Genomic DNA, 11,993 nt, shown 5'->3' with positions numbered 1-11,993 from the left:
TGCGCAGTTCTATTATTCGGTGTTGCCGGAACAGTGGGTGCTTCCTATCTCCAACAACAAAACGATACGCTCAAAGTTGCTGAAAGAGCCGAAACGTAAAAACTAATAACTAAGTAAGGAGAATGGAGGGAGCTTCCCTCTATTCTCATGATTTATGTCCACCAGTAAGCCCTGCTCTGTGAAGCGCAGTACCAGCAGGTGTATAAGAAACTGCTCTCAGAATCGCTTTCGATCCGTATTTGCTTCTAATCCCGTCCATTACAAACCCGAGTTTCCTTCTCTTTTCATTATCCACTTCAAATAAACTCAACTGCTGATTAACATCATCCTCAATATTTGATAACGTAACTGAGATACTTCTCACTGTTTTACCCGAGTAAAACTTATTAAAGAGCATCAAACAGCACCTATAAATGTCCATGGTGATATTTGTGGGAAGATCAATTGTTTTGGATCGGTGAAAACCACCACCAAGCTCATCCTTGCTGTATCCAATTCCCAGGCTGATTGTTCGGCCAACTTTATTATGGGTACGTGCCCTTCTTGCGACTTCCTCACAAATCTCTAACAGAACAGCCTTAATCTCTTCTTTTCTTGTGTAATCCCTCATTAAAATTTGACTCTTACCAAAACTAATCTGACCTTGCATCAACGGAGCACCTATTTCTGATAAATCAATTCCGTGAGAGGTAGTACAACTGGTTTCCCATTATTCCAAACTTCTTTTCAAGCAGCTCTAAAGGAAATTTAGCCAACTGACCTACAGTTGATATTCCCATCCGATTCAGATTTCTTTCCATCCTCCCTCCTATTCCCCACATTTTAGACAGCGGGTGAACCTTCCAGAGTTTATTTGGTACATCTTCATATCTCCAACGTGCAATACCACTCTTTGTTTTCTTACTCTCCAGGTCAAGCGCAAGCTTACTGAGTAACATGTTATCTCCAATGCCTACTGTACACATCAAACCAAATTCTCTCCACATGCTGCTTTGAATTGCTTTGGCCATTTCTTCAGGATCTTCTTTTCCTGCATCTAAAAAAGATTCATCAATTGAATACGTATGGACACATTTCTCAGGAACAAATCTGTAAAACAGCTTTGTAATCTCAGTCGAAACTCTGATGAAAAGCTTCATTTGCGGATTTACAATGTGTATTCTTGGATCTTCAGGTATCTCAAATAGTCTCGATCCTGTTTTGATTCCAAAATCTTTTTTAAGTGCAGGAGATGAAGCTAATACTACACTTCCCTGTCTCTCCGTATTCCCTACAACGGCAAGATAGCAAGTTAAGGGGTTCAAACCCATTGTGACAGCCGATACAGAAGCATAAAAGGATTTCATATCGACACAAAGTATATTTTTACGTGGAAATTGTGAGTAATCAATCATTGTATGTGACTCCTATGATGTTATTCATGTTGATATAGACTGTATTGTCGTTCGGATCTTTAACGTGAAGCTTTTGTTGTTCAAAATTAATGTAATGGACTCGGCCGGCGACATTTTCAACGAATCCATTGTTAAAGAGTTTGAATTTCAACTCTTTATTAAATTCAAGTGCTTCAGAAACAAGAATATCCATCTCTTCAATTTGTTGAGCGTCTAAGGACGGCTTTTCAATTTTTGATGCATCAAGTAAGTCTTGTTTAAGCTGTGTCAAATGTTCTGGAAGCATAATTGACGTATATTTGATTGTTCCTCGATCTCTAAGCATATCGACTCACTCCTTTATTGATCTAATATTAACAGAACAAACGTTCCTTATTCAACAAAAATACGAACGAAAGTTCGATGTAAATGTTGGTAATAAAATATAAAGGTCAATAATGATATACGTAGTATTAATAAAGGAGGGATTCTTTTCCACGAAGGAGAGTGTAATGGTTAATGAAGAAGAGGCTAATCGGATTTTTGGTCTTAGTTCCTACTTTGATTATGTCGGGTATTACTTTAATCGAAGCAAATAAAAAGTCCCCTTTGGAAGTAATTGATAATATTCGGGATGAATTTGGTTTATTCAGTGTGCAAATTGGTCAAACAGATCCGGCAATTACAATTGGCATGGATCAAACCAAAAGTGAAGCAAAGCTCCGTGAATATTTAAAAGATAATCTTTCTAGAGAAGCAAAGGAAAAATATAAGATCTATATATTCAAAGATGATATTGAAAAGTTGGAGAAAGAACATCGAGAGTATTTGAAAGTAAATAACCTCAATAAGTAAAACGCCCAGCACTTTATTAAGCTGGGCATTGTTTTCATTATTCAAATAGAATTTCTATAAGCATTAATTGCTTCATTTCGTAACAGCATATTATCTTTATTAACCATGCCTAAGTTATAAGCTTTTTTGATAATATCTAATACCTGCGAATCCATTGCAGAAAGGTTTCCTCCTGCAGTAAATCTTAATTTCCAGTCTTCTAAAGACTTATTCAAATCAGGCGTGCTTTTTTTATTCTCGGGTTTAACAATCTCATTTCTCTCAAGTTTTTCGCAAAACTCGTTAAAACCTATGGAAGATTGCTGAGTATTATTCTGACCATACCCTTCTGTTGCTAAGCTACAAAAAGCTAAGAATTTTGGATCTTTAGTTACATCATAATTAGAAGTGCTAATCACCTGGTTCACTCTCTTTCAAAATCAATTTTTTGGCTATAAAGAAAAGTAGTACCTGAGCTTAGTGCTCTTATCTGAATTGAGTTATCTTGAAGTGCGTCCATTGGAATCTCAAAATATTTATCCCAGCCTATTACCACCTTATTTTGACCAAGGATAGCATCAGATTTAAACATTTTAGCTGTGCCGTCATACAACAGATTTTTACCATCTTTGCCTGTGATAACTGTTAACTTGGTATAACCCATAAACCGAGCTTTCACATATAGTTTATTCCCCTTCAAAACGTTTGGCGCTTTGGTTTGACTAAAAGTGATGTTATCCCAAGCAAAATCGTTTCCGTCTGATGTAATCCCTGTAATTTGTAGATAGTAGAGTGGTAATGCTTCTGCTGCTTTTGCTTTTGATGAACCAGTGAAAGCGAAAGCAACAACTGCTAGAAGAGCAAGCAGTACATATGTAATTCTCTTATTCATTTCCTAAATCCTCCTTGGAACAAGTTTACATGTTAAATATCGTCAATTGAAGGAAATTGTTTAATATTTGAAATAAAAAAAAGAACCTGCATTAAGCACGTTCTTTTCATACTGTCAATTTATTGTGAATTTTTAACGACAAGGACATTTATGTATAGTATAATATTTCCTGTACATAAAGTTTGCTCACTCAAGGGAGTCTTGCTCATCCCCTATGAAAGGGGGTGATGCTAATGTCAACATTCCAAGCATTAATACTCATGCTTGCATTTGGGTCTTTTATAATTGCCCTGTTGACGTATATAAACAAAAAATAGACCTCCCTTGAGCCCTCAGAAAGTTCAGGGAATGGTCTATCTCAACTAAGAACCAATGAGCAAGCCCTTTGATGGGCAGCTTTTTGTACAGAGCCGGGGTGTTGGTAGCACCCTGGTCTTTTTTATTTTATGCAATCCAATTAAACAAATGCATAAAATAATTATATAATTGTATCATTACCCTAATTATAACCATATAGAAATGGTATTTGCAATACTATTGCTTTATGGTTAAAACCATTATTTTATTTAGATTGAAGATGTAGGTTCGACAAGCAACAATACTTTGGTATTGTGTTAATCGGATCAGCAGCCCTATCTTCAACTAGGCCTACAGTACAGCTTCTCAAGCATAAGAATATTTCCAACTTACTAAAAGTGAGATTAAGCAAATAGCTATTTTAAATCAAATCCCAGCTTCCATCAAACCTAGCTCATCTTTATAAGTTTCCAAAGCATATAAGCACCAAGAGATAATAAACCAACACATATTAGAAAAGCTAAAATCAAACCACCAAAGAAATAAAATCCCCCCATGAATCTCACTCCTTTTCAGTATCATTTACCATTAAAGCCCTTGATACCTTAATGTATTGAGTTCAGATTCAATAAGTACCGGTCTTTAAAAACTGTCAATTGCAATACTTTTGCTTAATCGTCCCAGTCTTCATCCTCATCCCAGTCATCTTTCGCTTCCTGAATCTTATTATAAAAAAATTCAATAAAGCTTTCTGCAACAGTATCTTGATAACCAATTATCCTATCCCATTCAACTACAGGGCATTCTCCATCTTTCATTTTATTTGTATCTAGACAGTAAGCAAAGTAATCAACATCTTCAATTACCACAAGTCCATCAGTAAGACCATAGTGTTCTTTATATTCATTAGTTCTATTTACAACTGATGCATGATCAAAGTTGTAGCCTAAAATTAAAACACCGAATAAACCACCAGCACCGTATTTTTCTAAAAACCATTTATAACTGTTGGGAAGGTCGCATTGAAGGTTTTCTTCAATACGACCAATGTTTTCATGACTTGCGCCTTCTGTAAATATGGCATTTTGTTTATTTTCATTAATAAAGTTTTCAACCTTCGAATAAATCATTTGAACACCTCAATTTCCGTTCTCAAATTGTTTCGCTCTCCACTTCCAATATCTCTTTCTAAAGCTCTCGTATTGTGCTTTTAAAACCTTATCATTTCTAAAACTTTCACCATCAGACTTAAGCTTATGAATGACATCACTATATTTTGTATGTAAACTGTTCGGGATTTCAAGCATTGGGCCAGGTTCTTCTTGAATCAAGTGATGTAAATTAATCTGTGTGCCATCTTTTGCATAAGGGGCATTCCCGTTTTTCATTAGTTGAAGATTTGTAACGCCGAATTCTGTTTTTTGATTAATATCTATATCTTTCATAGTATACACTCTTCGGCTTACATCTTTAACTTTCCCCTTCGCCTTCACCTTCCCCTTTATTTCATACGCTTCATACTTTTCTTTATTTATCCATGGTGGATTAATCTTTTGTCCAGTAAACGGCTTTCTTGTTCCATCTGGTAATTTCTTCGCATTAGTCAGAAGTTCATTCTTAAGGTTTTGGCTATCAACCACATTGTATGGTACGTTATCTGCTAGAGCAAGCTTATACTTAGGATTGTAAGGTAGTAAATCTGGAATCTTAACGTCCTTCATTTTCTTCCCTGCTTGCCCTGCCTTGTTTATGACCTTTCCTGCAACATCTGCTTTGTTGATAGCCCCTGCACCTTTTGTTCCAACAATTGCTGTAACTGTTGAACCAACAGCGTAGGTCACCCATCTTGATCTAGAGTAGGCATCCCCATTCACCATATCCTTTTGATAGGACTCTTCAATTGCAGCAGATATTGCATCATATGTTTTCACTGGATGAATAATTGCATTCCCCAGTGCTGAGAGTGTTTCTCCTGGATCGGTGATGAAGTCCCAAATGCCGGTTACAGTGTCTTTTCCTACATCATATAAGCCTACTCCTACACCTTTTACGATATCCCAGGTGATTTCTCCTGCTCCTTCTAGCTGCTTCGCTTGTTCAATTTGCACTGCAAGTTGCACTTGAGCTGGCTCCAGATTCTCGTACCCTACTTTCTTAGCAATCTCTAAATATTCATCAGGGTCAGATACACCGTCATTAAGCTTCTTTTTCAATTCTTTTATTTCACGTTCTCTAGCTTCTTCTTTTTTTACGCTTAAATAAGATTCAGAATGCTTCTCAATATCGCCTTTTTTCTTATGTATGTCACTTTCTCTATACGCTTTGGCATTATAGTGAATCGGAGTGGCGTTCTTCCCTTTGCCTGTTGATTCCTGTAGCTTTTTAAAGTCTTGCTGAATAAATTGTTCGTTTGGTTCTGTTTCAGCGTACTCAGTTTTTAAATCCTCATCAAGTTTGTTTAGCTTATCGATTGTTTTTTCACGTTTGTTATCTGCAGAAGAAAGTCTGTCTTTGAAGTCTTCTGTTGAGAATATCTCAAGGGGGAGAATATCATTGATGTCGTTTAAAATATCTTTCATTGCTTTCTTTTGTTCAGACATAATGGATTTTGATTTTGTGTATGCATTGACAAGTTCATGCTCTAAAAAAGATTCTTCTATGTAAGCATCAGACATCTTGGCATCTTCAAGTTTTGCAGAAATGCTGCTTAAGAAAGCAATTTTCATATCAATAAGGTCAATCCATTGATCGGTAACACCGACATGATCATGATAAAATGCTTTAATGTTGTCTGCTCCCTTACCTGAAAACTCACTGTCATCTAGGTCAGCTACGTCCTTAAACGCTTTTCTTAGCTTAACCATTTGCGACCTTAGTTCCTTATACTCTTTGGCTCTTTTATCTGCTTCAGAGAGTAATGAATCAGCCTCAAATAACTTCATATCATTCTCCTTCCTAGCCCTACTCTATGTAAATTTTACCACAACCATCTATTTGAATAACAGAAAAAGACAGCCAAAATGACTGTCTTATACATCACACTATCTTGTTCAATAATAATTTTCTGCGGTATAGTAGCGCCAATCCCAAAAAGGTTCCCCATTAGCCAATATATACCGGTCTAAAAATATTTCAAAGTTTAAATTTAATGGATTGTATTCTAAACCACTTTCAAATATATAGAGATAGTTAGGATCACCTTGATTAATTTTATCTTTATCGATCATTAAATGGCATTCTTCCAATAAGTAGCCAATTGGGATGCCATTGATACCTTCAAACAAATCCTCATATTTTAGTTCCTCTTCAATCTCTTCAAGGCTAAATAGCTGAAGTCCTCCACCTATATTCTCTCCATCAGAAAGAATCTCAAAAATTTTCGCACCGTTATGTAGTGTGATGAACTTCTGATAATCCTCTGGAAGGGTGATCTGGTGTTTAGTTTCAAAACTTTGAATCTCATTAAGGGTTGCTTTGTCCGAGGAAAAAGTAACAAGGCATTCCATGGTATCTCCTTCAGAACAAAACAATTTAATGGCTCCTTTTTCATCTAAGAGACTTTTCAAACCATTTACAGTCTTATGAACAAAGTTAGTCAAATAAATCGCCCCACTTACTTGTTAATATCCAGTCCACCAAGGAGACACAGTTTTTCGGTGGAAATCCTTTTTTAATGGGAATAAATTGTTCATATCATTATTCCCTCCGTACTGAAGAGGAATAATATGGTGAATTTCATAATCACTCCAATTCCATTTAGGGTCTCCATATTTCTTTATATACCAACTTTTATATTTGTCTCTAATTTTTTTATCCCTTTTCTCTCTATCTTCAACTGGGATAACTTTCATGTTAGCATAAGCCGGTGCCGGCATTACTTTTTTGTTATGATTGTTTTTTGCATATGGGTATAATACTGCTTTTTTATTTGCAAGAAATGGTGAAGACGTTTTAGAGTCAACTACTGGAGGAGAGTCTTTCCATACAACTGAAGCCGAAAATTCTCTTTTATAGAAGCTAGTTCCACCCACTCTAAAACTTTTTGAAGAACTTGCTCCTGCCTTTATTTCTCCAAGCATAAATTTCTTAGTGTGTGCAAGAACTCTAATGTACTTTCCATTTACGGATTTATTGGCTAGTAAGTTATTTGAAGCATTCACGTACATAGGCTTTGTGCCAACAACTTTAGTGATTCTAATAACGTTTGTTATTGATTTGTTCTTCTCACTTAATAATGTTTCAACTTGTACTTCTACATAGCCAGGTACTTTCCCTTTAGTTTTATTCTTTATTTTGGTCTCTTTATTAGAATATAGATCAACTCGATCTCCTGAGATACTTGAATCGTAGTTGTAGAGATAATCATGATTTAACTCAGATGCGAGAATATCTGCTTGTTTAATTTGTTCTTTTTCATTTCCAAGATCAACTTTTTTTAATTTGGCATTTTTATTTTCATCTACTTCAAATTTAAGTGTTCCCTTAAACAACGAGGTAACATTCTTCTCAGAATTAGAGGAAGTTGCTTCAACCTCTTTAGTGTTTAAGAAAAGTAGCATGGTAAATGATAAAACTGCAAATAAAATTAGTGGAACAAATTTTTTCATAATGGTTTCTCCTTTATTGTTAAATTTCAACCTCTTATGAGAACTCACAGATGAATATTTTTTCTTTTTTTACATTTAATACCTCCTTCCAAGAAATATAGTACCACTGACCTTTTTTTCAAACAATGCTTTTTGCTCACTTTTAAACTATTATTTATGTAAGATTTTATTTAAAAATCAATTTGAAAAGATTGGATAAAGGATTATAATTATTGATGGTCTACCGATATAGATAGAGAACAAACATTCTAAAAAGGGGAAATGAAGTTGAAGAAAGTATTATTAGGTTTTGTAGCATTCACTTTGAGCTTATCGTTGGCAGCCTGCAGCTCAAATGATTCTGTAAAAGTAAGCACAGAAAAAGAAACGCCACAAGCGTCTACGGATGTAGAAAAGAAAACAGAACAAAAGGAAGCTGCTAAAGAAAAAACTGCTGACAAATCTAAGGAAAAAGAGAAAAAGGAATTGGTCGATGTTACTCTAGATAGAGCTGTTGATGGTGACACAATTAAAGTTAGCTATAACGGAAATATAGACACAGTGCGCTACTTGCTCATAGACACACCTGAGACGAAGAAACCAAATTCTTGTGTTCAACCGTACGGTGAAGATGCATCAAAACGAAATAAAGAATTGGTCAGCAGTGGTAAGCTGCAGCTGGAGTTTGATAAAGGTGACCGCAGAGATAAGTATGGAAGACTGTTAGCTTACGTTTATGTCGATGGCAAGTCTGTTCAAGAGACATTATTGAAAGAAGGATTGACCAGAGTAGCATTTGTATATGAGCCAAATACGAAATACATAGACCAATTTAAGAAAGACGAGCAAGAAGCAAAAACAGAGAACCTTTCTATTTGGAGTAAGAATGGATATGTGACTGACCGAGGATTTAATGGCTGTGTGAAAGAGAAAACCACTGCAGTTAAAAAAGCAACAACATCTAAACCGGTAGCTAAACAGCCTACAACTCCAAAAGCATCAAGTGAAACTTCGACTACAACTGAAAACGAAGCTTCTTCAGAGTCAACTGGAGAAACAGAAACATTTAAAAATTGTACAGAGTTAAGAAAGAAATATCCGAATGGAGTGCCTAGTTCCCACCCTGCTTACCAATCTAAAATGGACAGAGATCATGACAACTATGCATGCGAACGCTAATTGAAAGCCCTTTGTGGCTTTCTTGTTATTTCTTTCGTACTTTTTTGAAAAATGTAAGGTTCTATAAGGTTGGATTAAATTTTATTTCGATCTCGCCTAAAGCAAGGTGTTCTTTTATACTCCCTTCTTTGTTAACCATATCTTCATTTAATTTAACAATTAACCCACTTTCACAATTCAAATCATTCTTAATTTTTTTAGGATCACTGCTGGATATATTCCCTTGTACTAGAGTTAGAGGGAATTTTATTCTAAACATCTCTATACTCATTTTTGGTGTACTTACTGTCACTTTTTCTTCATCAAAACCTTTATTTGAAATTTTTTCAACAGCGCTCTGTACCTCATTATGAACAATTAAAATCAGATCATTTAATAATAACTTATTTTCATTCATCTGTATCACTCCTTTTTAAAACTAATTATTGAACAATTACTTTAAAATTAATTTCAAGTTCGGAAATAAGGCTGTTATTCAAAGAATTCCCGAATGAGTTATTCAAATTGAGTGTTTTTACAAATAACTTAGACCCTTGATTTGAATTTTCATTATTTCCATCTAATAAAAACATTATTTTGGAGGCTATGCGACCATTATCTAATTTCACCCTAGGAATTCCATCTGCAATTAAGGTTTTTAAAATCCCTTGCTGTTTTTCTGCAATTAATAAAGCCACTTTATCAAATATTCCTTTATAGCCTAAGTGTGTAATAGTGTATAAATTCGTATCTGTTCTAACATAGTCTTGTTCAAACCTCATGCTATAACCGATTTTTTCGAATATCTCCGGGATTTCATTTAACCCTTCATTATAAGGAGTGTAAGGCTGTAAATAATCAACTGAAGATTCAGTAGCTGAATTTGTTTTAGCTGGGAATAAGTGCTGTATAGTTTTACGGATTTCCGTTTCATCAACATATTTCTGTCTAAAGGAATCCAAATCAATAAATGCATCTTCTCTTATTTCTAAAATTTTGTTTTCTTGTTTAACAATGCTGCTTAGTATAGATTCTAAAGTATTATTAATTAGGAGTGATGTATATTCTGTAAATTCAACAAAATAATCCTTCATTACCGTTGCTCCTTCAATTTCTTTAGTTTCTATATGATAGACAAAATAAGCAAATCTTAATCATAAAAAAAGACTACGACTAAAAAACATGCTTCGCAGCCTTTTTCCTTTTCTTATTTTTTTATGCTAAGAGGACTATAATCAGTTTTGAAATTTATTCTGACATGTCCGAAGATGTCTATCATAGCCTCCGATGAGCTTGTATTATTAGTAGTAGCTGTTGTAACTGTAACCTTATTATAATTAGCACTCCCAGCCACTTTTAATACGCGACCAATCCCAAAGAGTCCACCACCATAAATTTTTCCACCGCCTTGTCGATTTTCATTAATTGTGCTAGTAGTTGTATGAAATGCATCTAAATTGTCTTTTCCCGTCACATTAAATGAAAGCTTTGTTTCAATTTCACCATTCTCAACCACTAGTCTTGAATATCCTTGGTTCACTAACGTTTGAAGTATTGTGTATTTGTCTGATGCAATACGTTTAGCTACAGCTTCAATTATCTTTTTGTAATCATCTTCTTTAATTGCTCCAGGTTTTACTTCTTCTTGTGGAACATCATCGGAAATTTTTAAAGCAACATTAAGTTTGTCAGTTTCTTCTGGCGTTAAATCTCCTCCTGCTCTAACTTTAGTTAAATTTTCAGGTTGTTTATTATCTGGCAATAGTACGGTTAAAAACTCAAGTATCATCTCCCCATTTATTTCGTCCTTAGTTGATTCAATAAACTTAGGGAGCTTCTCATTTACTTTGTTAAACAACTCTATATAGCTTTCTGTTTGACGAAGGTTGGCAGCAATAAGAGCATCAAAAGTGTCTGTTATGAGTTTTGTTGTGAATTCTGGAAAACCGATATCACCTAACTTGGCGGCTTGCTGTATTGCGTCTCCAGTAGCCATTATCCATCTACCCTTTCTGTTTAGAATGTTTGCGTTTTATAAACTGCCCATTTAAATAAATAAAATACAAACCAGTTCAAAATAAATATCTTGTCTACCTTTCTAAAGTAAAAATTTGTTTAAGTCTTCTTTATTTCATTGTTTTATTTGTGAGGGGACTCTCTGGCTTAATAGTGGCTGATATACCAACTATGATGTATATATAGAATGCTTTAAATTTGGGATGTATTCAAGCAGCTTTCATGTTTAAATAAAATGGGAATTTTATCGAGATCACCTCCTCTTAAATATGTATATTAAACTTTTATATAAATGAAAATTTGTTGCCCAGCAATAATAAGCAGCAGAAGAATTATTATCCATACGTAACGGTTCAAACTAATCAGGAATGTTCCTATTGCAGGAAATAGTTTTGGGAACAAATCAATTAATAGAGCTTTGATCTCACCAATAGCAACGATGATTAGTGATAAAATTGCGATTTGTGTTTGATTCATTATTCTTTCCCCCTATAATTTTCATTAGACTTTTATTGAAGTTTAAGCAAGGCATACACAAGCATTATAGATAGTTAGTTGAGATATTTAACAAGGCTGCGGAAGAACCTTGTTTTATCCTAGAGTTACTCATAGTCAATGATTAATCCCTCTCTTATATCCTTCAATAGATAATACCCGTGACTTTTGCTATCCGCACAATTTAACGAAAAATTCTTTCATCATTAATAACTGCGAGTTTAACTTCCCAATTGGCACAACCTTTTCATAAATAACTGCAAAGTTCCTTTTCAAATCGGACACCTTTTCGCAAAATTTCTTCCGTTACACATAGATGTACAGGAACTTCGTAAAATAAAC

General features: G+C 34.7%; 14 protein-coding genes and 1 pseudogene. 3 read left to right on the top strand and 12 right to left on the bottom strand.

Annotated elements, in window-relative coordinates; genetic code table 11:
• Positions 1-145: 145 nt before the first annotated feature.
• A pseudogene (locus ACQVGS_RS10330) lies at positions 146-1,394 on the bottom strand (Y-family DNA polymerase).
• A complete protein-coding gene (locus ACQVGS_RS10325; RefSeq protein ID WP_491831562.1) occupies positions 1,387-1,719 on the bottom strand; it encodes a YolD-like family protein in 333 nt (110 codons plus the stop codon). The pseudogene ACQVGS_RS10330 and the gene ACQVGS_RS10325 overlap by 8 nt, the downstream one beginning before the upstream one ends.
• 173 nt (positions 1,720-1,892) lie before the next feature.
• On the opposite strand from ACQVGS_RS10325, the gene ACQVGS_RS10320 reads away from it, so the two are divergent.
• Positions 1,893-2,228, top strand: coding sequence for a YolC/YozM family protein (locus ACQVGS_RS10320; protein ID WP_491831560.1), 336 nt, complete (start codon positions 1,893-1,895; stop codon positions 2,226-2,228).
• Positions 2,229-2,269: 41 nt separating this feature from the next.
• Here ACQVGS_RS10320 and ACQVGS_RS10315 read toward each other — a convergent pair whose 3' ends face one another.
• Positions 2,270-2,626, bottom strand: coding sequence for a hypothetical protein (locus tag ACQVGS_RS10315; protein ID WP_099043164.1), 357 nt, complete (start codon positions 2,624-2,626; stop codon positions 2,270-2,272).
• Between the two features lie 5 nt (positions 2,627-2,631).
• On the bottom strand, positions 2,632-3,099 hold the full coding sequence (locus ACQVGS_RS10310; RefSeq protein ID WP_316274377.1) for a DUF4879 domain-containing protein: 468 nt from the start codon (positions 3,097-3,099) through the stop codon (positions 2,632-2,634).
• A 227-nt stretch (positions 3,100-3,326) separates the two neighbouring features.
• On the opposite strand from ACQVGS_RS10310, the gene ACQVGS_RS10305 reads away from it, so the two are divergent.
• A complete protein-coding gene (locus tag ACQVGS_RS10305; RefSeq protein ID WP_072692678.1) occupies positions 3,327-3,416 on the top strand; it encodes a putative holin-like toxin in 90 nt (29 codons plus the stop codon).
• A 651-nt stretch (positions 3,417-4,067) separates the two neighbouring features.
• Here ACQVGS_RS10305 and yobK read toward each other — a convergent pair.
• The 4 genes from yobK to ACQVGS_RS10285 form a co-directional block, all read right to left on the bottom strand.
• On the bottom strand, positions 4,068-4,526 hold the full coding sequence (yobK, locus tag ACQVGS_RS10300; protein WP_491831557.1) for a type VII secretion system immunity protein YobK: 459 nt from the start codon (positions 4,524-4,526) through the stop codon (positions 4,068-4,070).
• A gap of 9 nt (positions 4,527-4,535) precedes the next feature.
• The gene (yobL, locus tag ACQVGS_RS10295; RefSeq protein WP_491831555.1) at positions 4,536-6,338 is read right to left on the bottom strand and encodes an LXG family T7SS effector ribonuclease toxin YobL; all 1,803 of its coding nucleotides are present in this window, start codon (positions 6,336-6,338) and stop codon (positions 4,536-4,538) included.
• 108 nt (positions 6,339-6,446) lie between these two features.
• Positions 6,447-6,995, bottom strand: coding sequence for an SMI1/KNR4 family protein (locus tag ACQVGS_RS10290; protein WP_491831553.1), 549 nt, complete (start codon positions 6,993-6,995; stop codon positions 6,447-6,449).
• A 21-nt stretch (positions 6,996-7,016) separates the two neighbouring features.
• Positions 7,017-8,003, bottom strand: a complete 987-nt coding sequence (locus ACQVGS_RS10285; protein WP_219144883.1) for an HNH endonuclease signature motif containing protein — start codon at positions 8,001-8,003, stop codon at positions 7,017-7,019.
• A gap of 267 nt (positions 8,004-8,270) precedes the next feature.
• On the opposite strand from ACQVGS_RS10285, the gene yokF reads away from it, so the two are divergent.
• Complete coding sequence (gene yokF, locus ACQVGS_RS10280; RefSeq protein ID WP_491831551.1) at positions 8,271-9,161, top strand: endonuclease YokF; 891 nt, start codon at positions 8,271-8,273, stop codon at positions 9,159-9,161.
• Between the two features lie 61 nt (positions 9,162-9,222).
• Here yokF and ACQVGS_RS10275 read toward each other — a convergent pair whose 3' ends face one another.
• The 4 genes from ACQVGS_RS10275 to ACQVGS_RS10260 form a co-directional block, all read right to left on the bottom strand.
• Positions 9,223-9,558, bottom strand: coding sequence for a hypothetical protein (locus ACQVGS_RS10275; RefSeq protein WP_491831549.1), 336 nt, complete (start codon positions 9,556-9,558; stop codon positions 9,223-9,225).
• 25 nt (positions 9,559-9,583) lie between these two features.
• Positions 9,584-10,234, bottom strand: coding sequence for a hypothetical protein (locus ACQVGS_RS10270; protein WP_491831547.1), 651 nt, complete (start codon positions 10,232-10,234; stop codon positions 9,584-9,586).
• A gap of 113 nt (positions 10,235-10,347) precedes the next feature.
• Complete coding sequence (locus tag ACQVGS_RS10265; protein ID WP_491831545.1) at positions 10,348-11,136, bottom strand: hypothetical protein; 789 nt, start codon at positions 11,134-11,136, stop codon at positions 10,348-10,350.
• A gap of 296 nt (positions 11,137-11,432) precedes the next feature.
• Positions 11,433-11,633: a hypothetical protein gene (locus ACQVGS_RS10260; RefSeq protein WP_491831543.1), complete on the bottom strand. Its 201-nt coding sequence runs from the start codon at positions 11,631-11,633 to the stop codon at positions 11,433-11,435.
• Between the last annotated feature and the right edge of the window lie 360 nt (positions 11,634-11,993).

This window comes from Bacillus sp. SD127 (genome assembly GCF_058566445.1).
Note: the sequence above shows the minus strand (reverse complement) of the source record. Positions and strands in the feature narration are given on the sequence as shown.

Bases quoted from the DNA above. Each gene is read 5' to 3' on its own strand.
- ACQVGS_RS10260 (WP_491831543.1), bottom strand. From the start codon at position 11,633: ATGAATCAAACACAAATCGCAATTTTATCACTAATCATCGTTGCTATT.
- ACQVGS_RS10320 (WP_491831560.1), top strand. From the start codon at position 1,893: ATGAAGAAGAGGCTAATCGGATTTTTGGTCTTAGTTCCTACTTTGATT.
- ACQVGS_RS10305 (WP_072692678.1), top strand. From the start codon at position 3,327: ATGCTAATGTCAACATTCCAAGCATTAATACTCATGCTTGCATTTGGG.
- ACQVGS_RS10285 (WP_219144883.1), bottom strand. From the start codon at position 8,003: ATGAAAAAATTTGTTCCACTAATTTTATTTGCAGTTTTATCATTTACC.
- yobK (WP_491831557.1), bottom strand. From the start codon at position 4,526: ATGATTTATTCGAAGGTTGAAAACTTTATTAATGAAAATAAACAAAAT.
- ACQVGS_RS10270 (WP_491831547.1), bottom strand. From the start codon at position 10,234: ATGAAGGATTATTTTGTTGAATTTACAGAATATACATCACTCCTAATT.
- ACQVGS_RS10310 (WP_316274377.1), bottom strand. From the start codon at position 3,099: ATGAATAAGAGAATTACATATGTACTGCTTGCTCTTCTAGCAGTTGTT.
- ACQVGS_RS10265 (WP_491831545.1), bottom strand. From the start codon at position 11,136: ATGGCTACTGGAGACGCAATACAGCAAGCCGCCAAGTTAGGTGATATC.
- yobL (WP_491831555.1), bottom strand. From the start codon at position 6,338: ATGAAGTTATTTGAGGCTGATTCATTACTCTCTGAAGCAGATAAAAGA.
- ACQVGS_RS10275 (WP_491831549.1), bottom strand. From the start codon at position 9,558: ATGAATGAAAATAAGTTATTATTAAATGATCTGATTTTAATTGTTCAT.
- ACQVGS_RS10325 (WP_491831562.1), bottom strand. From the start codon at position 1,719: ATGCTTAGAGATCGAGGAACAATCAAATATACGTCAATTATGCTTCCA.